The 21988-nt window shown below is 65.7% G+C and carries 18 protein-coding genes; 7 read left to right on the plus strand and 11 right to left on the minus strand.

From position 1 onward, the window contains the following. Window positions 1–55 precede the first annotated feature (55 nt). From OJB03_RS15715 to OJB03_RS02505, 3 genes are all read left to right on the plus strand, one after another. Complete coding sequence (locus OJB03_RS15715) at window positions 56–955, plus strand: alpha-1,2-fucosyltransferase (RefSeq protein ID WP_423816350.1); 900 nt, start codon at window positions 56–58, stop codon at window positions 953–955. A gap of 45 nt (window positions 956–1000) precedes the next feature. Further along, complete coding sequence (locus OJB03_RS02500) at window positions 1001–2005, plus strand: glycosyltransferase family 2 protein (RefSeq protein WP_263784932.1); 1005 nt, start codon at window positions 1001–1003, stop codon at window positions 2003–2005. Between the two features lie 148 nt (window positions 2006–2153). Further along, the gene (locus OJB03_RS02505; RefSeq protein ID WP_263784934.1) at window positions 2154–3224 is read left to right on the plus strand and encodes a mannose-1-phosphate guanylyltransferase; all 1071 of its coding nucleotides are present in this window, start codon (window positions 2154–2156) and stop codon (window positions 3222–3224) included. Between the two features lie 69 nt (window positions 3225–3293). Here the strand turns inward: OJB03_RS02505 and otsB are convergent, their stop codons facing one another. From otsB to OJB03_RS02530, 5 genes are all read right to left on the minus strand, one after another. Further along, window positions 3294–3992: a trehalose-phosphatase gene (otsB, locus tag OJB03_RS02510; protein ID WP_263784936.1), complete on the minus strand. Its 699-nt coding sequence runs from the start codon at window positions 3990–3992 to the stop codon at window positions 3294–3296. Window positions 3993–4108: 116 nt separating this feature from the next. Then, window positions 4109–5479 carry an alpha,alpha-trehalose-phosphate synthase (UDP-forming) gene (locus tag OJB03_RS02515; protein ID WP_263784937.1) on the minus strand — a complete coding sequence of 457 codons (1371 nt, stop codon included), beginning with the start codon at window positions 5477–5479 and terminating at the stop codon, window positions 4109–4111. A gap of 200 nt (window positions 5480–5679) precedes the next feature. Continuing rightward, complete coding sequence (locus OJB03_RS02520; RefSeq protein WP_263784939.1) at window positions 5680–5979, minus strand: hypothetical protein; 300 nt, start codon at window positions 5977–5979, stop codon at window positions 5680–5682. Between the two features lie 63 nt (window positions 5980–6042). Then, window positions 6043–7005, minus strand: a complete 963-nt coding sequence (locus OJB03_RS02525) for a glycerophosphodiester phosphodiesterase family protein (RefSeq protein ID WP_263784942.1) — start codon at window positions 7003–7005, stop codon at window positions 6043–6045. A 30-nt stretch (window positions 7006–7035) separates the two neighbouring features. Further along, complete coding sequence (locus tag OJB03_RS02530) at window positions 7036–9363, minus strand: S9 family peptidase (protein ID WP_263784944.1); 2328 nt, start codon at window positions 9361–9363, stop codon at window positions 7036–7038. Between the two features lie 202 nt (window positions 9364–9565). Here OJB03_RS02530 and alr point away from each other — a divergent pair, with 202 nt between their 5' ends. From alr to OJB03_RS02550, 4 genes are all read left to right on the plus strand, one after another. Then, window positions 9566–10810: an alanine racemase gene (gene alr / locus OJB03_RS02535; protein ID WP_263784945.1), complete on the plus strand. Its 1245-nt coding sequence runs from the start codon at window positions 9566–9568 to the stop codon at window positions 10808–10810. Window positions 10811–10979: 169 nt separating this feature from the next. After that, window positions 10980–11693 carry a response regulator transcription factor gene (locus tag OJB03_RS02540; protein WP_263784947.1) on the plus strand — a complete coding sequence of 238 codons (714 nt, stop codon included), beginning with the start codon at window positions 10980–10982 and terminating at the stop codon, window positions 11691–11693. Window positions 11694–11744: 51 nt separating this feature from the next. Further along, window positions 11745–13211: a sensor histidine kinase gene (locus OJB03_RS02545; RefSeq protein ID WP_263784948.1), complete on the plus strand. Its 1467-nt coding sequence runs from the start codon at window positions 11745–11747 to the stop codon at window positions 13209–13211. A 318-nt stretch (window positions 13212–13529) separates the two neighbouring features. Continuing rightward, complete coding sequence (locus tag OJB03_RS02550) at window positions 13530–15761, plus strand: alpha-ketoacid dehydrogenase subunit alpha/beta (RefSeq protein ID WP_263784950.1); 2232 nt, start codon at window positions 13530–13532, stop codon at window positions 15759–15761. Window positions 15762–15809: 48 nt separating this feature from the next. Here OJB03_RS02550 and OJB03_RS02555 read toward each other — a convergent pair whose 3' ends face one another. The 6 genes from OJB03_RS02555 to OJB03_RS02580 form a co-directional block, all read right to left on the minus strand. Further along, entirely contained in the window at window positions 15810–16397 is a 588-nt protein-coding gene (locus OJB03_RS02555) for a DUF2231 domain-containing protein (protein ID WP_263784952.1), read from the minus strand. Window positions 16398–16665: 268 nt separating this feature from the next. Beyond that, entirely contained in the window at window positions 16666–18237 is a 1572-nt protein-coding gene (locus tag OJB03_RS02560; RefSeq protein ID WP_263784954.1) for a polysaccharide biosynthesis protein, read from the minus strand. 79 nt (window positions 18238–18316) lie between these two features. Beyond that, on the minus strand, window positions 18317–19534 hold the full coding sequence (locus OJB03_RS02565) for a glycosyltransferase family 4 protein (protein WP_263784957.1): 1218 nt from the start codon (window positions 19532–19534) through the stop codon (window positions 18317–18319). A gap of 10 nt (window positions 19535–19544) precedes the next feature. Further along, on the minus strand, window positions 19545–20183 hold the full coding sequence (locus OJB03_RS02570; protein ID WP_263784959.1) for an acetyltransferase: 639 nt from the start codon (window positions 20181–20183) through the stop codon (window positions 19545–19547). Beyond that, window positions 20176–20796: a sugar transferase gene (locus tag OJB03_RS02575; protein WP_263784960.1), complete on the minus strand. Its 621-nt coding sequence runs from the start codon at window positions 20794–20796 to the stop codon at window positions 20176–20178. The genes OJB03_RS02570 and OJB03_RS02575 overlap by 8 nt, the downstream gene beginning before the upstream one ends. 5 nt (window positions 20797–20801) lie before the next feature. Beyond that, window positions 20802–21965, minus strand: a complete 1164-nt coding sequence (locus tag OJB03_RS02580) for a DegT/DnrJ/EryC1/StrS family aminotransferase (protein ID WP_263784962.1) — start codon at window positions 21963–21965, stop codon at window positions 20802–20804. Between the last annotated feature and the right edge of the window lie 23 nt (window positions 21966–21988).

Consider the following 21988-nt stretch of genomic DNA (forward strand, 5'->3'; position numbering starts at 1 on the left):
GCACCTCCCTAATCGAGGGTCTAAGCCGAACTTTCTGAGCCCAAGACGCCCAGCAATGCCGACAGTGATTGTGCACGGAGGAGTGGGGAATCAACTGTTTCAGTACGCGGCCGGCAGGGCTCTGTCTCTCAAAACGGGGGCTAGGCTCTACCTGGAAACGTCCACGTTTGCCCGTTCTTCAGCCTCCGGAGGTGTGTCACGTACGCTTCGTCTCCCTCGATTTTCTGTACAGGGGCAACTCATCCGAGACTCGGTGGAAGACCGGGCTCTTTTGGAAGGACGATTCAAACTGTATACGCTTCTGAGGCGCGCAAGTCCCAGGCTTGCCCTACAGACATGCAGGGTGCACCGGGACCTGGAATGTCCGCGCCACTTTGCCCCGCACGTGCTGGAGGCCCCTGGCTCGTCGCTGCTATACGGATACTACCAGTCCGAAAGATACTTCCGTCCGGTTGCGGACACGTTGAGGACGGAGCTAACGCTGCGGGACGGGCCGGACGGAGAGAACCAAAGATGGAAATCGCGGATCGAAGAGGAGAAATCAGTGAGCGTGCACGTTCGCCGGGGCGATTACACGAGGCAAGGGTGGACCTTGCCCCCAGCGTACTACCGGTCGGCGATCCAAGAAATGAGACGCACAATTGAGCGTCCGCGTCTGTTTTTCTTCTCGGACGAAATGGATTGGGTAACTGCGCACATCGGTGCGCTTCTTCCGGACGGGATCAGTCATGAAAATGTCCGATTCGTGGAGGGAAATGAAGAGAGGGCGTGCGAAGACCTTCGCCTCATGAAGGCCTGCTCCCACAACATCATTTCCAATAGCACCTTTAGCTGGTGGGGGGCGTGGCTGAACCGCAATGAGAGGAAGACGGTCCTCGCGCCCGCTCAGTGGCTGCCTGGCCGCGCGAGAGACTCCGACATCATCCCAGAAAGGTGGAGGACCGTAGACTTTTGATGGTCGGAGACGTGGGTCGTGGAGTTTGAGAAACGAGATGGTCCCGTGCGTGACAACAGAGACGGCTCTGCAGAATCTCGTCCGGACGTACTCTCTTCGGCGTCCGAGGCGGTCGTGCTCTGCACCCGAAACCGTCCCGAGGCCCTTGCCCGAACCCTTGGGAGTGTTGCTGAACAGCGCCGAGCCCACGACCGCCCGGTGGTGGTGGTAGACGGAAGTGAGCCGGACGAGGCTCGCCGAACGGCCCACGTTGTCCGGCACGGGTTCGGTCGAGAATTGCCATTCTACTACCACCGTTACACTGAGGCGCCGGCCGGCGCGCGCCAGCGAAATGCCGGCGTCGACCTGCTGCCGGCGACGATCCGTGCTGTTCATTTCATCGACGACGACGTGACGCTGCGGCCCGGCTACTTCGAGGGCCTGTGCGAGGTCCTGAATCAACGGCGGCATCTCCTCGGGGTCGGGGGCATCATTGCAGAAGCCGAAGACACCTCCCCGCGCCCCCGGGTTACTTGGAAACACCGCCTATTTCTCCTGCGGACGAACCACCCCAGTCGTGTGCTCCCCTCCGGCCAAACGACGCCGGCGTGGCCGACCGGGAAAAAAGACGTGCAACCCGCCGCGTGGCTTAGCACGTGTGCGTCCAGCTACCGGGCCGAGGTGTTCGATCGGCACCGCTTTGATCCTGCCGTGGAGGGACCATCCCCCCGCCTCGAGGACCTCGACTTTTCGGTTCGGGTGGCGCGGGACGGCCCCCTTGCCGTGGTGCCGGAGGCGCGGTGTGTGCATCGCGTCTCCGACCGGAACCGTCGCGACACCGCGGACACGACGCGGGAGCGTCTCGTCCGGCGGTACTGGTTTGTCCAAAAGAACATGGATCAACCGTTGAACCGCCTCGCGTTTTGGTGGAGCGTGTTGGGCCAGCTCATCGCCCTCGTCACGTCTTCTAGGCCGGATAGCCGGGCGGCCCTCCAGGGGCACGTGCGAGGACTCCGACAGGCGTGGACTCGTGCACATCCGCTTCTCGGTGAAGAGGCGGGCGACGGCTGACTGGAGGTGTGCAACTTCCCGCGTCGAGACCTATGTTTAGGGTTCCTCTTGCGAGTCCCTCTTGCGGGTCCCCACGGCTTCGTATGGGGCACCACCCGCTGAGGCAATTCCTCTTCTTCCGTTCCCTCCAATCCGACGCTGCATATCTATGAAGTACGCCGTCATCATGGCCGGAGGCATTGGCACGCGCTTCTGGCCCGTCAGTCGCAAGGAGCACCCCAAGCAATTCCTGGACATCTTCGGCGATGGGACGCTCATTCAGAACACCATCGCGCGGCTTCAGGGGCTCGTGCCGCCGGAGCGTTGCCTGGTGGTCACCCACGAGCGGTACGTGGAGAAGACGAAGAAGCAACTGCCGGCTGTGCCGGAGGAGAACATCCTCGCAGAGCCGATCAGTCGCAACACGGCCCCCTGTATCGCCTATGCGGCCACGACGCTCGCGAAGCGGGACCCGGACGCGACGATGGCGGTCCTCCCGGCCGACCACGTCATCGGGAACGTGGCGCGGTTCCACGACACGCTGGACGTGGCGTTTGACGCCGCCCAGGAGCGTGAGGCCCTCGTCACCATCGGGATCGATCCCACCTACCCGGCCACCGGGTACGGCTACATTCAGTACGACGGACCTGGGGCGGACGACCCGGCCCTGGAGGCCTATCCCGTGCGCACCTTCGCCGAGAAGCCGGACCAGTCCACGGCCGAGCGGTTCATCGATTCCGGCGACTTTCTGTGGAACAGCGGCATGTTCATCTGGCGGGCGGACACGATCCTCGACCAGATCGAGACGCATCTGCCCGACGCCCACGAGGCGTTTGCCCCGGTCCGCGAGGCCGACGGCGCCGCCGACCCCGACACGCTCACCGACGCCTTTCGACAGAGCCCGCGCATTTCCATCGACTACGGGGTGATGGAGCAGGCCGAGACGGTTCACGTGGTGCCGGGCACGTTCGACTGGAACGACGTCGGCGACTGGCGGGCCGTCTACGACCTGAGCGAAAAGAACGAGCACGGCAACGTCATCGAGGGAGAGGTCATCATGCAGGACTCCAGCCGCTGCTACGTCCAGACCGAAGATCGGCTGGTGGTGCTCGTGGGCATCCACGACAAGGTGGTGGTCGACACCGGCGATGCGGTGCTGGTGTGTGACCGTGAGAGTGCCCAGCAGGTCAAGCAGGTGGTGGAGTACCTCCATGCCCACCAGTTTGAGGAATACGTGTGACCAGGGCGGCGTCCGGTCGTCGCCGGTCTCCGGTCTTTCATGCCCGACCGCCCGATTCGGCGCGACGGCCTACACGTACCGACGCAGGTAGTCCATGACGGCGTCGGGGCCATCGAGTCGGGCATCGGCCCGCGTGTCGCCGGGGCCGACCTTCACGGAGACGGCGTTCCGGTCCATGTCCTGGAGCGCCGCGAATGCGTCCTCGTCCGTCACGTCGTCGCCCAGGTAGACGGGCACGTGATCGGGGTGCTGGTCCGCGATGCGACGCACGGCGGTGCCCTTCGTCAATCCGTCCGGGCGGAGCTCCACCACCTTTTTGCCCCAGATGGCGTCGAGAACCTCCGGCAGGTTGGCGAGCCAGTCCCGGAGGTGCGCCCGTGCGTCCTGCTCGTCCGCCACCGCGCGGTAGTGGACCGCGAAGGAACGGTCCTTGTCCTCGATCCGGAGCCCGTCGACCGCCGGCACGGACTCGCGGAGGCGACGGAGGGCCTCGGCGGCGGCGTCCGACATGAGGCTGCGGGCGTCGCGGCCCACGACGCCCTCTTGCGCCCCGTGCAGCCCAATTGCCGAGTACGGGCGATCGAGAAATGAGGAGAGGGCCTGCAGATCGCGCCCCGTCACGATCCAGAGGGGGAACTGCGCGTCGAGTTTCCGGAGCAGGTTCGGGGCCTCGGGGTGGGGCACCGCCGCGTCCGGGTCGTCCACGATGGGGGCAAGTGTCCCGTCGTAGTCAAGGAAGAAAAGCGGATGTTCGACAACAGGAGGCATTGGACTGCGGGGATGGTGCGTCTCGTCTGCTCGTGTCCTTTCCGGGTCGCGACCCGTGTTGCGTGAGGGGTGTTGTCCACGACCCACGTCTGTTGCCACTGCGCCCGCATCATTCCTCATGCCTCGCGCTGAATGGAGCTGAGGAAGTTTCCAGCCCAGTTGTGGACGTCGAGGGTTTCGATGGTGTCCTTGAGCCCGGCGAGCCGCTCTTCGCGCTCGCCGGTCGGCATTTCGAGGGCGGTGCGGATGGCATCGGCCACGCCGCCGTGGTCGTAGGGGTTGACCTGCACGGCCTCGGGCAGCAGGTAGGCGGCCCCGGTGAGCTCCGAGAGGATGAGCACGCCGTCCTGCGAGGCGGTGACGAACTCCTGGGTGACCACGTTCATGCCGTCGCGGAGGGGCGTAATCAGCGCCGCGTCGGCCGCCCGGTAGAAGGCGCACAGCTCGTACTGCGTGTACGTCCGGTAGCGGTAGTTGACGGGCACCCAGTTCTCCTGGGCGAAGCGGCCATTGATGCGGCCCACCACCTCGTCCACCTCACGCCGGATCTGCTGGTACGACTCCAGCTCCGTACGGCTCGGGGTGGCGATCTGAAAGAAGCTCACGTTGCCGTGATACGCGGGGTTCTCCTCCAAAAACTTCTCGAAGGCCAGCATGCGCGACCGAATGCCTTTCGTGTAGTCGAGCCGGTCGATGCCAATGACGATGTGGTCGGAGCCGAGGCGCTCGCGAAATTTCCGGGCGTCCTGCTCGATGGACTCGTCTTGGGACATCTCCTTGAAGCGGTCCACGTCGATTCCGATGGGGTGGGCCTCCACCCGGGTCTCTTGCCCGTCGTACCGGACGCGGTGGCCGTCCACCTCGGCGTCGAGCAGCACCTCGGCACTCTCAATGAAGTTGTCGACGTACTCCTGCACGTGGAACCCGATGAGGTCACACCCCAGCATGCCGCGCAGCAGCTCGCGCGACCACGGCAGGATCCGGAAGATCTCCATGGCGGGCCACGGAATGTGCCAGAAGTGCCCGATCGTGGCCTCCGGGCGTTCCTGCCGGATGAGGTTGGGCGACAGCATCTGGTGGTAATCCTGGATCCAGATGACGTCCTCGTCGCCCTTCTCGGTTTCTGAGAGGACGGCCTCGGCGAAGCGCTCATTCACTTGGCGGTACGTCTCGATGAACGCGTCGTCCAGGTTGAGGTGTTGAATGAGGTAGTGGGAGAGGGGCCAGAGAATCTGGTTGGCCATGCCGTAGTAGTACCCCTCAAGCTCCTTCGAACTCAGGGGCACGCGCCGCACGAGGAAGTCAGGGTCGTCGGACGGGTACTCCTGGCGCTCGGGCAGGTCTGGGTCTTCGCCCATGCCCACCCACATGCCCCCTTCCTCTTCGAGCACGGGAAGAAGGGCAGTGGTGAGGCCGCCCACCGACGTTTCCCAGCCGTCGTCGGTCTGCCGAATGGGAACACGATTCGCGACTACAGTCAGGCTCAAGGCGATGGGGGCTGCATGATCAGAGAAGCAGTGATTGTGCACTGGGTCCGCCCCGGGCGACGGTCGGGGCATGTGCGGGCGCCGTACACGGTGGGGAGCGTTACCAGCATACCGGTGCGGGCGAACGAAGGCAAGATCAACGACGGGTGTCTTTGATCACGCCGGATGCCCTGCGATGGACGGCTCGTTCCGTCACCTCCTCACCGGAGGGCATCCGTCTGTTCAGAATCATCGGCCCCGGCCTGCTGCTCTCGCGCCTGCTCGTACAGCGCGCGGTGCTTGATGGCGTCGCCGAAGAGGCACAGGCCGGCGTTGAGCGCCACGAGGCTGGCCGTGCCGGCGGCCACCCATTTCCAGGTCGGCTCGTCACGGCCCTTGAGGAGGGTCGACTGCCCGACGCCGCTGGCGCCGAGGCCGGTGGCCAAGAGACCGAGGGGGGCGAGGACCTTCCAGTTCCGATAGTGCTGATCCGCGAGCGCGTCCGTGTCATCGCGTGCCATGAGGAAAGGAGGGTTGAGAAACGGATTGACGATGAAGGGCGGTGTTGGCAGCCCCGAAGGACGTTAGTCTGAAGCGGACAGGGCTTCCACGACGTCCACGCCGACGTCCGGGTAGTCGGTGATGAGGCCGTCGACCCCGAGACGAATCAGGCGGCGCATCGCGTCGCGCTCGTTCACGGTCCAGGGGACCACCTGGAGCCCACGGTCGCGGGCGGCCCGCAGCAGCGCATCGTCGACCGCAGAATAGGCAGGGCTGTATATGGCCGGCGTAAAGCCGAGGGCGTCGATCTGGTCGGGGAGGGACTCCGCCGTGCCGTCCGCCACCAAGAGAGAAAACTGCACGGCCGTGTCCGCGTCCCGGTCTTCGCGCAGGCGCCGGGCCGCCCGGAGCGCCCGCTCGTCGAACGACTGGATCGTGGTCCGGGCCGCGACCCCGTGCTCACGGACCACTTTCAGGACACGCTGTGCGAAGGCCTCTGGTTCGGGGTGAAACGTCCCGTCTCCCTCGGGCCGCGACTTGATCTCAATGTTGTAGAACGCGGGGGGGCGATTGTGCTCCGCCGCGTAGGCCTCCGCCATCGCAATCACGTCGCGGAGGCGGGGCTTGGCGGCCGGCTGGGAGGCCTGTTGGGGAAAGTCCGGGTGTTGCCGTCGGCCGCAGTCGTAGCGCTCGATCTCGGCGTACGACAGCTGATAGAGGTTGTGCTCGCGGGCGCTGCCTTCGGGCACCGGGTCCCCGGACGGGAGCGTACAGATGTCGGGGTTCATCCACGGCTCGTGCGACACGACGACCTGCCCGTCGGCGCTCACGACGACATCCATCTCCAGCGTCGTCACGCCGATCGCCAGCGCCCGACGGAACGCCGGGATTGTATTCTCGGGGACGAGGCCGCGGGCCCCCCGGTGGCCCTGCAGGTCGAAGGTGTCCGGTGGGGCCATCGAGTCGGGGGGAGGGGCGGCCTGTGTCGCGGCGGGCATCCCGATTCCGACCGTGGCGAGAAGGCAGAGCAGTAGGGCAGGCGTCATCCTGAAGAGGGAGACTCCGTCTGAGGAAGGCTATTCTGTGTGCTGTGCGGGCTCGTCCGAGGACAAGTGTTCGGTGATGTGATTGGTGAGCATGGTGAATAGGTGCAGTCGCGTCCGTCCCCCCGCAATGCCGTGCTCGTGGGTCGGGTACATCATGAACTGGAACTGCTTATTGGCCGACTGCAGCTGGTTCACCATCTGGACGCTGTTTTGGAAGTGCACGTTGTCGTCATCGTCGCCGTGCACGATCAGTAGGTTCTGGTCTTCGTGCAGGCGGTCGGCGTAGGCCTGCGGGGCCCCGTTCTCGTAGCCGTCTGCGTTCCGGTCGGGCGTCGACATGTAGCGCTCGGTGTAGATGGTATCGTAGAGCCGCCAGTCGGTTACGGGGGCCACCGAGACGCCCGTGTCGAACGTGGACGGGCCCTCGTCGGTCAGCATGGACATGAGGGTCATGTATCCGCCGTAGCTCCAGCCCCAGATGCCGATGTTGGCGTCGTCCACCCACGCGGAGTCGGCCAGGGCCTGTGCCGCGTGAATCTGGTCGGCCGACTCCGGCTGGCCGAGGCGCTGGTACGGCACGTCCTGAAACGCCTTTCCGCGCCCGCCGGTGCCCCGGTTGTCGACGCTGACGACGACCACGTCGTGGGCCTGGGCCAGGTACTGGTGCCAGAGTTGTCGGCTGCTCCCCCACTGGTCGGTTACCGTCTGCACGCCGGGCCCGCCGTAGACGTACATCAGTACCGGATACGCCCGCGAGGGGTCAAAGTCGTTGGGCTTGATGATGGATGCGTTGAGGGCGGTGCCGTCGGCCCCGGGGAGGCTCGTGAACTGCTTCGGGGGCAGGTCGAGACTGTCGAGGCGCTCTTCGAGGGTGTCGTTGGCCTGAAGAGTCGTGAGGCGGTCGCCGGACGCCTCGTGGAGGGACCAGGAGGGAGGGGTGCCCGCGGCCGAGTACTGGTCAATGTAGTAGTCGCGGTCCGCGGACAGGTTGATGGAGTGCCAGCCCGGTCGCGACGTCACTTTGCGGGCGGGCTGGGCCTCCTCGTGCGGGCTGAACGACACGCCGGTCGTATAGAGATGCCGTTCCAACGACGTGTCGCGGGTGCCAGTGACGTAGGCCGTCGAGGCCTCCGCGTCCACGCCATGGAACTGCGTCACTTCCCACTTCCCCTCGGTGATAGGGCCCACCTCTGTGCCGTCGGTACGGTACAGGTGGGCGTGATTGTATCCGGTCCGTTCCGACAGGAAGACGAAGTGCTCGCCGCCGTCGAGGTAGGTGAGCTTGTCGTCCGTGACGTCAATGTAGGTGTCCTGCGTGTCCTGGAGCACCTGGTCCGTGTCTCCGGTCTCGGGATGGCCGTACAGCAGATCGAGGACATTCTGGTTTCGGTTGAGGCGATACATCCAGACCCGGTGCGTGCCGTCGATCTCGGGGGTCCACCCCATGCGGGCCAGGTACTCGTGCGTCCGGCCCCCGGCATTCCACGTGTTGGTGTCGAAGTACTGGGTCGCCTGCGGCTGGCCCTGGGCGGTGGTGTCGACCGCCGCGAGGTCGACCACCCCGATCTTGATTTCGCTGTTCTGCTCGCCCGCCTTCGGGTAGCGAAACTCCGTGGTTTCCGGGTAGCGCGTGGTGTTGTTCGTCAACGGAAACGAGCGGGTCTCGGACTCGTCGAGCTTGAAGAACGCGATGCGCCGGCCGTCCGGGCTCCACTGCCAGCCGTCGCGCAGCCCGAATTCCTCCTCGTACACCCAGTCGAATGTGCCGTTGATGATGCTGCCCTCGCTGCCGTCCGTCGTGAGGGCCGTCTCCGTTCCCGTCGCCAGGTCCACGACGTGCAGGTTTCGCTTCCGGACGAAGGCCACCTTCGTGGCCGAGGGGTTGAACTTCGCGAACATCTGATACCCCTTTTCGCGATCCGAGACCGGGGTGAGCGTCTTCGCGTCGAGGTCGTAGACGTAGTAGTAGCCCTTCGTGTTGGCGCGCCACACTTCCTCCGAGTCCGTGTAGATCAGCACCTTGTCGCCCGCCTGGCTGAAGGTGTAGTCCTCAATTGGCACGGTCCGGTCTACGTCGCCTGCGTACAGGTTGGTGCCGTCGATCACCCGCGTCTGCTCGTCCGTCCGCAGGTTGTATCGCATGAGGTGCGTCGCGTCGGCGGAGTCGGCGGCCTCGATATACGTGATGACCGGGCCCTGGTCCGCCCATTTTCCGCCCTGAAAGGTGCTAGCACGAAGCGCGGTCGAGGCGTGGATGCGTTCGAGGGTGAACTCGGGGCCGTCCTGGCCCTGGGCCGGACCCGTGGGGACGGAGAGCACCAGAAGAGCAACGAGCGAAAGGGTGACGCGGCGAGTCATCAAGGAACGTGAACTGGTGGGGGAGAAACGACCGGCACAATCGCCGAGAACATATTCGTCTTGCGGGAAATTTGCAACGTTGCTTGTCTCAACTGGTCGAGGGCACTCGGGTTGCGAGGCCAGCGGCCCCGGCGAGCCGCTTTGCTATGTCGTCGGGACTGGTGGGGACTTTGGGGAACCATCGTGCAGACAGACGCCTATCATGCGTTTGCTCGTTTATTTTCACGCGCAGTCCTTCCCTTTCGCCATCGATCGGCCGACACACACAGTCGAGGAGGCGCCAGTGACCGCCACCGTGGACCTGGCGGCCATTCGTCACAACGCGGGCGTCCTGCAGGAGCGGGCGGGGGAGGCCGACGTGATGGCCATCATTAAGGCCGACGCGTACGGGCATGGGGCGCGTCCGGTGGCCCGAGCGGCATGCGAGGCAGGGATTCGCCATTACGGCGTGGCCCGGCTGCCCGAAGGCATTCACCTGCGAGAAGCCGGGCACAAGGGCCGCATTCTCGTCCTTGGGGCCCCGGCCCCAGCGCAACTGCCGCAGTACGCCGAATACAATCTCGACCTGACCGTCCCCTCGGCCGACATTGCGGCTGCAGTCGTGCGGCACGCATCGCCGACGGCCCCGCTCCGAGTTCACGTCACGGTCGACACGGGCATGGGACGTCTTGGGCTGGCCCCCGACGACGCGCCAGCGGTGATGACGCGCCTGGCCGACGCGCCGGGCGTCCGCCTCGCTGGGCTGTGGACCCACTTCGCGACGGCCGATGCCCCCGGAAGTTCGTTTGCGAAGACCCAACTCGATCGCTTTCGGGAGGTGGTGGACGCGGTCGACGTGGACGTCGAGCACGTGCACGCAGCCAACACAGGAGGACTTCTCACAATCGGGACGCCCACCTACGAATTCGACGCGTCCCTCGTGCGGAGCGGCATTGCGCTGTACGGGTTGGCGGCGACCCCGGAGCTGAGCGCCCGTCTCGACCTGCGCCCGGCCATGCGGCTCACGGCCCGGGTCACCCACCTCAAGACGGTCCCGGCCGGCACGCCGATCTCGTACGGGGCGACATGGGAGGCCCCCCGTCGAACCCGCATTGCGACGTTGGGAGTCGGATACGGCGACGGCTATCCGCGCCGGTGCTCCGGCCACGCCTCCGTGCGGATCGGGGGCGCCCTGTGTCCCATCGTGGGCACCATCTGCATGGACATGTGTATGGTCGACCTTGGCCCGCCGGACGAGGCCCCGGCCACGCGTGTCGACCGGGGCGATGACGCCGTCTTGTTTGGCCCCGCCGGCCCCACTGTCTATGACGTGGCCCAGTGGAGCGACACCATCCCGTACGAGATTCTGTGCGGGGTGTCTCCCCGCGTGCCCCGGCGGCACGTAAATTGCGAGGACGAAGCCCCGGCATTGTCCTCTCCGGCACGGACCGCCCCGCCAGGCGGATGAACGATACACGAAATCTTTACAATTGAGTCGGCAGTCACGATGCGGATGCTGCATCCCGTCCTATGGCTGTCGCATAGGATGTAAGGTGGCGAATGAACCATTCTTCACCGATCCGCGATCAGAACGATCTGTAGAGCTTTATTTCTACTCATTAATCTACTTGTAACCAATGCCTATTACTGCCGACCCCAGTGACATCGATGTCCTCGTTGTTGACGACGAGAAAGATGTCGTCGAAGTTGTAGGTCACTTTCTTGAGGAAGAAGGGTACACTGTTCACACGGCGTTCGACGGAGAGGAAGCCCTCGAAACGGCCTCGGGAAAAATCGACTTGATCGTCCTGGACATCATGCTTCCGGGCGTAGACGGCTACGAGGTATGCAGAGAGCTCCGAGACCGTGTCGAGACCGAGGAGATTCCCATTGTCTTTCTGAGTGCGAAGACCGAAGAGGAAGACCAGATTGAGGGCCTCATGCTCGGGGGCGACGATTATCTCACCAAGCCCGTCTCGCCGCAGGTGCTCGTGGCGCACGTAAAGGCTGTGCTGCGACGCTCCGGGGTAGAGGAGAGCAGCATCCTCGAGGTGGATGGCCTCAAGATTTACGAGGACGAGTACCGTGCGGAGTTGAACGGGGAGGATCTTGGCCTGACCCTGACGGAGTTTGAGCTTCTTCGCTACCTGGTGCGTCACCCGCGCAAGGCCTTTACCCGCCAGCAGCTGCTGGAAACCATCTGGAAGGACGCGATGATGGTGACCGAGCGAACCGTGGACGCACACATCAAGAACCTGCGCGAGAAGCTTGGCGAATTCGCCCAGCACATCCAGACAGTTCGGGGCGTTGGGTACCGATTCGTACAGGAGGAGGAGTCGGCCGAAGCATAACCCCACCGCACTCCGTGTTGATTTGCGGGAGTTGTCTCTCTCTTGCGCCGTATGTCTTTCGTTCGGTCAATTCGAGACGCGCTCCTGCCCCGCCGGGCCTCGACGCAGACCTGGATGGTCTTGACGTTCGCCCTGTTCGTGGGCACGGCTGTCGTAGGCGTGGGGCTCTACGTGGTGCTGGTCCTCCGCGGAGAGATGCGGACGGCCATGCAGGAGACGCTCCGTGAGCAGGCCGACCGGATTGCGGTGCAGGTGGAGCAGGAGCCGGATCCGGTGCGGCGTGGGCGCATCGTGGACAACCTGACGGAGCTGCGAGACCTGCACGTTACCCTCGTCACCCCCGATACAACCTACCGCCCGTCCCCCCGGACGGCCTATCCCTTCCCGGCCGATACGCTGGTCGAGGCGTCGGCCCTCCAGGACATGGCGGACGAGACGGTCCGGTTTGCCCGGTATGAGCCTGAGGACGGCCAGCAGTTCTTCCTGGCGGCCCTCTACCGCCCATCCTCTGACTTAGTCGTGCAGGTGGGCCAGCCGCCCCCGCCGCTGTACTGGCTTGCCCAACGCTCCCAGGTCGTGCTCGTACTGGGTATGATTCTGGCGCTCATGCTGGCCCTCATCGGGAGCTTCATCGCGGCTTACCAGATCACCACCCCCCTTACGCACATCAGCAAAACGGCCCGCCGGGTGGCCGATGGGAAGCTGACCGGCAAAATCCAGGTCGAGTCCCGCGCGGCGGAGTTTCAGGACCTCGCCGAGAGCCTCAATCGGGCCTCCGACACGTTCCGGGAGAAGATTGAGGAGCTGGAGCGCATGACCCGGCTGCAGAGCGAGTTCATCGGCAACGTCTCCCACGAGGTCCGCAACCCCATCTTTTCCATTAGCGGGTACTTGGAGGCCCTCGGGACGTCCGGGCTCGACGACGAGCAGCGGAAGATGTACTCCGAGAAGGCCCTCACCAACCTGAATCGCCTCCAGAACCTCTTCAACGACCTCATCGACATTGCCCGGCTCGAATACAAGGAGGACCTCATCAATCGGTCGGCGTTCGACCTGAAGGACCTAGTCGACGAGGTGGCCGAGATGCTGCGGCCCAAGGCCGAGGAAAAAGGCCTCGACCTCGAGGCCGACGTATCGCGCTTTTTCGTCCACGCCGATCGCTCCCGCGTCCGCCAGGTGCTGACCAACCTCATTGAGAACGGCATCGCGTACACGGGCAGCGGATCGGTGCGGTGCCGGGTGCAGCGACGCCTCGACAAAGTCCGCGTAGAGGTCGTGGATACGGGACAGGGCATCGACGAAGATCACCTCGATCGCATCTTCGAACGCTTCTACCGGGTGGACCCGGACCGCTCCCGCGAGAGTGGCGGGACCGGGCTCGGGCTCAGCATCGTCAAGCAGATCCTCCAGGCCCACGGTGAAGACATCCACGTTGAGAGCACCAAGGGACGAGGGACCCGCTTCTGGTTTGAACTTCCCTACGAGCCTGAGCCCGAGCCGGAGGCCATTGAGGCGTAGCCCGTCGTGCAGCCTCCGGTCGCCCCTGCCTCGTCGCCCCACGTTCTTGCCAGGTCTTTGTGGGAGATCCTTTTTGGAGTCCAGAGAATTTTGTATGATGGGGGTGTCAGTCGTTCAGCCGTTTACTTTTTGGAGAACAGACCTTTCGGAAGCGCTTTCAAAAGGCTGACTGACGCAACGACCACCCTCATAGACGTGACGGCGTCTGAAAAAAAGCACGTGCGGGGACGGTCGATGTGCGAATGAGCGAGGGGATCCTTTGGCGCTCGATGCCGTGTCGACTTATCTAGCTGGCTTCGACCAATGGCTACACCCGAGATGCAAGATACGAACGACTCGGACCTTGACACCCAGACGAATGCGTCGTCGGACGGCCCCCCGTCCGCATCTCCCGACGCGGAGGAGGCTGTGAAGACGGCCGCCGAAGAGATTCCGGCCGAGAACCTCATGCACGGCGACGGCCACGCGGCCATTCCCCAGATCCCGTCCATCACCTCGGACGGGTCGATCGAGGTCGACGAGCTGTCCCCCGCGGACTTCGAGCCCGATGACTTGCGGCAGCGGCTCCGCACGATGATGCTCTCGCGGCGGCTCGACGAGAAAATGATGACGCTGCTCAAGCAGGGCAAGGGGCACTTTCACATCGGGTGTGCCGGGCACGAGGCCATGCAGTCGGCCATCAGCCGCTACTCACGACCCGGAGAGGGCCCCGGCTACGACTGGTTCTGCTTCTACTACCGAGACCTGTGCATGGCGCTCTCCCTCGGGATGACGACGAAGGAGGCCCTGCTCGCCCACCTCGCGAAGGCCGACGATCCGAACTCAGGGGGGCGCCAGATGCCGGAGCACTTCGGCCTAAAGCACCTCAACGTGATGACGACGGCTTCCTCGGTCGGGGCACAGTTCAATCCTGGGGTCGGATTCGGGTTTGGCATCCAGCAGCGCGGGGAGGACAACTACGTGTACATCTCGTGCGGCGACGGCGCCACCTCACAGGGCGACTTCCACGAGGCCCTCAACTGGGCGGCCCGGGAGCAGGCGCCCGCCCTGTTCCTGGTACAGGACAACAAGTACGCCATCAGCGTCCCCATCGAGGAGCAGACCGCGGGCGGCACCCCGTACAAGCTGGCTGCGGGCTACGAGGGACTCAGCCGGATGCGGGTGGACGGAACGGACTTCTTTGCCAGTGCCTCTGCCGCACAGGCCGCCATCCAGCACATCCGTGACGGCAAGGGGCCGGTCTGCCTCGTGGCCGACGTGGTGCGCCTGCTGCCTCACTCCTCCTCCGACGACCACACCAAGTACCGCACGCCCGACGAGTTGGAGGCCGACCGCAAAATTGACCCTATTGACCGCCTGGAGGCGGCCCTCATCGACGAGGGCATCCTGACAGCGGAGGACGCGGAGGCCCTGCAAGACGAGGTCCACGAGGAGGTCGACGAGGCGACCGAGTGGGCGAAACAGCAGGACGACCCGTCCCCCGAGACCGCCAACGATCACGTCTTCTTCGAGGGCGACCTCGACCTCGATTACAATTCCGAAGACGACCTCGACGAAGACGCCGAGCCGATGGTGATGGTCGACGCCATCAACCGCACGCTCAAAGAAGAGATGGCGCGTGACGAGTCGGTCATCGTCTACGGCGAGGACGTGGCGGGCGACAAGGGCGGCGTCTTTACCGCAACCAAAAACCTCACCGACGAATTTGGCGGGGATCGCTGCTTCAACTCGCCGCTGGCCGAGGGGTCCATTATCGGCACCGCGGTGGGGTACGCCGCGAGCGGCTTCACGCCGGTCGTCGAAATCCAGTTTGCCGACTACATCTGGCCGGCGATGCAGCAGCTGCGCAACCAGGTGGCGCCCTTCCGCTACCGCTCGGACGGGGAGTGGGGCTGCCCCATGGTCGTTCGCGTGCCTTGTGGGGGTTACATCCACGGTGGCCTTTGCCACTCGCAGAACGTCGAGTCCATCTTCGGCCACACGCCCGGCCTGAAGGTGGCCCTCCCCTCCACGGCCGCCGACGCGAAGGGACTTCTCGCCACCGCCATCCGCTCGGAGGACCCGGTGCTCTTCCTGGAGCACAAGGCGCTCTACCGGGCCGCGTCGGCCCGCACCCCCACGCCGCCGGAGGATTACACCCTTCCCTTCGGCGAGGCGCGCATTGCCCGCGAGGGGTCGGACATGACGATCGTCACCTACGGCATGATGACCCCGAAGTCGCTCAACGCGGCGCAGGAGCTGGAGCAGGAGGGCGTGGACGTGGAAGTCGTGGACCTGCGCACCATCGTGCCGCTCGACTCGGAAACGGTCCTGGAGTCGGTCCGGAAGACAAACCGTGCGCTCGTCGTCTACGAGGATCACGAGTTCATCGGCTTTGGGGCCGAGCTCTGCGCCCAGATTGCCGACGACGCGTTCACGCACCTCGACGCCCCTGTTCGCCGCGTCGCGGGCGAGTTTACGCCCATTCCGTTCGCCCACTCCCTCGAGCGGAGCGTGCTCCCGAGCGACGAGGGCATTCTGGAAGCGGCCCGCGACCTCGCTGCCTTTTAGGAGTGCCCTGGGCCCACGCTCCCCTCCGACCCACGGGCATCGAGGGTGCTACGGACTCTCGGCGTCGGAGGAAGACGAGCCTGCAGCGGACTCGGAGGCTTGCGCCGTGGTGTCTCGCTGTGTGGAGTCCGCGGCTGGAGAGGACGTGGACGGCACTTCCTGAGTGCGCGTGACGCCAACGCCGCGCTTGTACACCATGGCCCCTCCGTTCTCTCCGGTCTCGTGCATCGGCACCAGGGTCCCCAGTCCAAGAAGGAACAGGACGACGTGGGCGGAGCGCCGAGCTCGGACCCAGGGGATGAAGAGCCCGGCGGTCCGAAGGAGGGCGTATCCGCTCGTCGACACCATTGTGTACCACGCCCAGAATGAGTGCGTCGACAGGGTCTGGGCGGCGCCGGGCGTCACGATCGGAACCGTGTCGATTGCCCAGGTGCCGCTGTAGTAGCTCGCGATCGCGCTCAGCCCCGTCGCTGCGTAGAGCCCCGTTGCTACCTCCTGGCCCGTCTCCCATCGCTCCCCAAGCCACAGGGCGAGTGCGTCGGCGGCAATGGAAACAAAAATAAGGGCAATGGGGAAGTGCACAATGAGAGGATGTGCGTTCGGCACCCACTCAGGCAGCAGAAAATCGGGGATCACGGTGAGGTGAACAGGTTCCAGAAGTGACAACAACGCTTTTCAGAACCCGCCGTCGCGAAAGCATGGTTCCGGCAGATCGTAATCAAATCGATATTGTTCGGCCGCATCTCAACGAACCCGGAATCCTTGACCGTTCTGAGTCCCTCCGGTGATATCGCTTCACACGGAGGCTCGAGAGAAGAGAAGGCGCCCATGACGCAGTGGTCTCTCGGGTCGAGGGAGCGAAAGACATGGGTCGGGCGACGTTATGAGGCAGTACGCGTGGCATCTACGATTTGAGAGGGGACGACCGGGCGCCGTTCGTCCGGGGCTGGATGCCGGGGTTCGTTTTCAAGAGCAGATGTCGCAGCCGGGCCGGCGGCTCGCGTGCCGCCACCGACCGCAGCCGCTGGAGGTGCGCGTTGAGCACGGCACGCGTGTGCGGCACCGGCCCGTCCAGGCCGAGGATGTTCGGGTGCTCGGTGTCGCGCATCGTTTCGTCGTCCCGTACGAGCCGCTCGCTGAGTTTTTCGCCGGGGCGCCGCCCCACGTACGTGATCATCGTCTCGGGGGCGACGTGCGGGTACCGGCGTCGGATGAGGCGCTCGGCCAGCCACTGAATCCGAATGGGGTCGCCCATGCGAAAACTGTAGGTCGGGAAGGCGTCGAGGAGGAGGGTGTGTAGGACGAGCCCGCAGGCCTCCTCCGGGCTCATGAAGTAGCGCTCCATGTCCGGGTGCGTGACGGGGAGCGGCTCGCCCGCGGCAAGCTTCTCTTCGAACCGGGGCACGACGCCCCCGTCCGTTCCGAAGACGTTTCCGAAGCGTACCGTCGTACACTGCGTCGAATCCGGTCCTGTGCGCACGTACCACTCGGCCAGTTGGTTGGTCGTCCCGAGGACGCTGGATGGGTGGACGGCCTTGTCGGTTGACACAAACACAAACCGGTCCACCGCGTGCTGCTCGCAGAGCTGCAGGAGCTGGACGGAGGCCTGCGTGTTGTTGCGGAATGCCTCGGTGGGATGACGCTCCATGAGGGGGACGTGCTTGTAGGCCGCCGTATGGATCACCACGTCGGGCTGGTGGCGGGCAAGAAGACTGTCTACCAAGGGGGCGTCGCGCACGTCGGCGACGCACACCTCCAGGTCGCCGCGGTAGCCGTCGGCCCGCAGGGTCTGCTCAAGCCGGTAGAGATTGCGCTCGCTCATGTCCACGAGCACGATTCGGAGCGGCTCCAGGGCCAGCAGCTGCTGGCTCAGCTCCGATCCGATGGCGCCGCCCGCCCCCGTGACGAGCACCGTGCGGTCGGACAGCACGGTGTGCAGGGCAGCCCGGTCCACGGCCACCGGTTCGCGGGGCACGAGGTCGTTCAGGCACACGCTCGGGGGCGACACGTCGGGATCCGGACCAACGGATGGAGCGGACTGCATGGCGAGAAGGCCCCGTACCCCCACCCGGACGCCCGGAATGCCGATGAGGGCGACGACGCCCAGCACTGTGAGGACGCGTCGGGGCGGCATGGCGGCCGGGTCGACCGCGTAGGTCAGTGCAACCGTACCGCTCCACGCGCCGACGAGCCACGCCCCCAGGCGCAACAGGTCCGACACGTTCATCCGTCGGGGCGAGCGGCAGTAGGTGCCGCTCGCGGCCAGCGCAGTTCCGTATGCGCCCAGAATGAGAAGGGAGGCCATGTCCCATTCGGCTGCGTGTGAGAACACCGCGCCTCCAAAGTGAACGGTATAGCCGAGAAGTAGGCCCCCGCACAGGAGCAGCGCATCCGGAAGGGCCAGCAGGAGCGGCCCCCAACCGCGGAGCCACGTTCCGCCTGTGGTGTGCTCTATGTCCGGGTCGAAAGAGAACATCAAACGCGCAAGCACCGGTAGTTCTGGAATCCAATCTGGTCGTTTAGTTCTGGAATCCAATCTGGTCGTTGGGGTGAGGCTACTCCCGGCTTGGTGGTCCCTCGGCGACGTCCTCTACCAGGGCGGTGTACCGATCGAGCATTACGTCCCGATCGAAGTGCCGCCGGGCCGCGTCGCGGGCATTGTGTACGGCCCGGGTGCGAGCATCGGCGGGAGACGTCAGGACGGTTCGAACGCGGTTGGCGAGGGCTTCGGGGGACTCGGGCGGGACGAACCACCCGCACCCGTGCCGCTCCACAAACCGTCGTGTCCACCCGGGGTTCGTCACCACGACAGGCGTCCCGACGGCGAGGCTGTCGAAAAATTTACTGGGCGCGTTGGCGGCCAATACGGGGCGATCGAGGAAGGGGACGAGCGAGAGGTCGGCGCGCTCGAACAGTGCGAGGGTGTCGGGATAGGGAAGGGGCGGAAGGCGGCGGATGGCGTCGTGCCGACGGGCGGCCTGTTCCACCAGCGGGGCGTGGTGGCCCCGCCCGGTCAGGGCCACGAGCACGTCCGAGCGGGCGTCGACGAGGCGGCGGGCCGCGTCGAGCAGTGTCGGAATGGCATTGGCGCGGCCAAATGTGCCGGCGTAAAGCACCAAGAAGCGTCGTTCTGGGGAGAGGTGCTCCGTCAGGCTTCGGCGTGCCTCCTCGCCGACCGTCTCGAGAACCGTCGGGTCGGCCCCGTACGCCAATGTCGTCGCCGGCGCGTTGGGTGCCCGGACGCGAACGTGTCGCTCCATGTCCGGGGACACCGTCACGACGTGCGCCGCGCTCTGGTACAGTCTCGATTCCCCCCACCGCAGCAGCCCGTGCAGGCCGACGTCCGGCACCGCGCCCATCTGAATGGGAAAGGCGGGCCAGAGGTCGCGCACCTCAAAAATCCACGGGACGCCGCGTGTCCGGGCCACGAGGCCCGCGGCGGCGGCCGCGGTGAGGGGCGTCGAGGACCCGAGAATTACGTCCGGTCGGGACATCTGTAGGCCATTCCGGACGGCCCGGGCGGCATAGTGCAGGAACGCGCCCAGTCGTCTCGGGGCCGACATTGTGTTGGCGTAGGGCACGTCGAACCGCACAAGGTCAACGCCCGAGGGCGCCCACGGAAACCGGTGGGCCGTCCGCGTGTCCTCCCAGGCCCGTGTCGTGATCACGGTTACCTCGTGGTCCCGCCCCAGCCGCTCCACCAGTGCGTAGGGCCGCCCCGCCGTTGGGCAGTCCGGCGTGTGGTAGTGCTGGAGGAAAACGGCGATGTGCATAGGAGCAAGCCTATTGGGGACGAGCGGGCCTCCCGACGGCGGTACAGTTGGGAGGGAGGTCGTTGGTGACGACCGCCCCGGCCCCCACTGTCGTGCCGGCGCCGATCGTCACATTGGGCAGCACAACCGCCCCCGCGCCCACAGTGACCTCCTGCTTTAAATGCGCCGATCCGGAAACCCGGGCCCCAGGGCGAAGCGAGACAAAGGCATCGAGCACGGCGTCGTGGCCCACAGTGCAGTGCTGGTCAAGAACCGTGTAGGGGCCAATTTGAACGTCCACGGTCGGGGCGGCCCCCTGGCAGAGAATGGCGCCCGGCCCAAGGGTGACAGTGCGGTGCACCGAAACCGCCGGGTGGACGAGCGTCGCAGGCTGGAGATCGGCGGTGGCGAGGCGGTCGGCCACGGACCGGCGAGCCGCTCCGTTTCCGATGGTAGGGGAAACGGAGAAGTCGGTCTGGCGGACGAGCCAGTCGACGCTGCCCCGAACCGGGATGCCCATGACGGTGGTGTCGTGGAGCGCCGTGTTGTCGTCGACGAAGCCGCACAGGTTCCATGTTGGGGCCTGGTGGTTCAGGTCCTCCACGAGCGCGGCCACCTCGCGTCCGAATCCACCCGCGCCGACGAGGAGGAGGGGAACAGGATCAGACATGCAACTGAGAGCCAGAAGGGAACGAAGGATTCTTCGCGTCAACCCCGTACACGCCCACCCCCCGAATCAAAATGAGAGGCGTGTGGAGCAGAATCCGCAGGTCGAGCAGGAGGCCGCGGTTCCGCGTGTACCACACGTCCAGATCGATGCGCTCGGGCCACGAGAGGGCGTTGCGGCCGTGGATCTGGGCCCAGCCGGTGAGGCCGGGGCGCACCTGGAGCCGCCGCCGCTCGCGTGGGCCGTACTGCGCGACCTGATCGGGAACGGTGGGCCGGGGGCCGACGAGACTCATCTCGCCGCGCAGAACGTTCCAGAGCTGCGGCACCTCATCGAGGGCCCAGCGCCGGAGGACACGTCCGATGCCGGTTGTGTGGGCCGCGGGCCGTGTGGGGTCGTCGGGCTCGTGCGTGAGCGTGCGGAATTTGAGCACCCGAAACGGGACGCCGCCGCGGCCGATCCGGGTCTGGGTGAACAGAATGGGTCGGCCGTCGTCCAGCCAGACGCCTACGGCAACGAGGCCGAGCAGCGGGGACAGCCCGATGAGAAGCAGGCCCGCCCCGATGGCGTCGAGGATCCGCGTGGTCACTGAGTATGCAGAGGACGGTGCAGGCATGGGCGTCAGGGCTGGCGGGGGAGGGTCGGAAGAATCTTGGTCAGGGCCTCGGCCACGCGATCGACGTCCGCGCGGGTCATGTCTCCGAAGAAGGGCAGGGCCAGCGTCCGCGCTGAGACCGACTCGCACACCGGAAAGTCGCCCGGCGCGAAGCCGAATCGGTCTCGGTAGTGGGGCTGCAGGTGGATCGGCGGAAAGTACGGTGCACAGCCGATCCCGCGGGCCTGCAGGCGGTCCATCAGTTGGTCGCGGGCACCGGGGGCGAAGTCATCGCGCAGGCGGACGACGTACACGAACCAGCTTCGCTCGGCGTCGTCCGTCGGTTCGGGGCGCGCCACACCGTCGGCCAGGGGCGCGAGGGCCTCCTCGTACATCGCGGCGACGGCGGCGCGACGGTCGAGGAGCGTGTCCAGGCGGTCGAGCTGGGCGCAGCCGAGGGCCGCCGACATCTCGTCGAGCCGGTAGTTGTAGCCGAGTCGGTCGTGGCGCATCCGGCCCGACGATTGTTGAGACCGTCCTTGATTGCGGAGTGCGCGGCACCGGCGGGCCAGGTCGGCGTCGTCGGTCGTGATGCAGCCCCCCTCGCCGGTCGTGACCTGCTTGTTCGGGTAGAACCCGAAGGACGCAGCGTCCCCCCACGCCCCGATGGGACGTCCCCGCACCGACGCCCCGATTGCCTCGCAGGCATCGTCGATGAGCCGAAGGTCGTGCGCGTCGGCGAGGGTGGCGAGGGCGGGCCAGTCGACGGGCACGCCAAACACGTCCACCGCGAGAATCGCTTCGGTCCGCGGCGTGAGGGCCCCCGCCACGCGGTCCACGTCGAGGGCGTAGGTAGACGGGGCCACGTCGACGAAGCGGGGCCGCAGGTCCTCGTACAGCAGCACGTTGCTCGACGCGACGAAGCTGAACGGCGTCGTGAGGACCTCGGCGCCCGGCGCCAGGTCGAGGGCCGACACGATGCAGTGAAGGGCGGCCGTCCCGCTGCTGACCGCGACGGCGTAGGCGGTGCCGCACCGGTCGGCCATTGCGGTCTCGAAGGCCTCAAGGGCGGGGCCGCGCGAGAGGCGGCCCGAGCGCAGCACCTCCAGCACCCGCTCCCGTTCGTGGCTCGTCACGTCCGGCCGCGCGAGCGGGAGTGTAGATGCAGAATGGGCTGTGTCTTTAGACACGCCGGGTTGGGTGAATGGAAAAT

The sequence above is a fragment of the Salinibacter grassmerensis genome (assembly GCF_947077765.1).
Lineage (GTDB): Bacteria > Bacteroidota > Rhodothermia > Rhodothermales > Salinibacteraceae > Salinibacter > Salinibacter grassmerensis.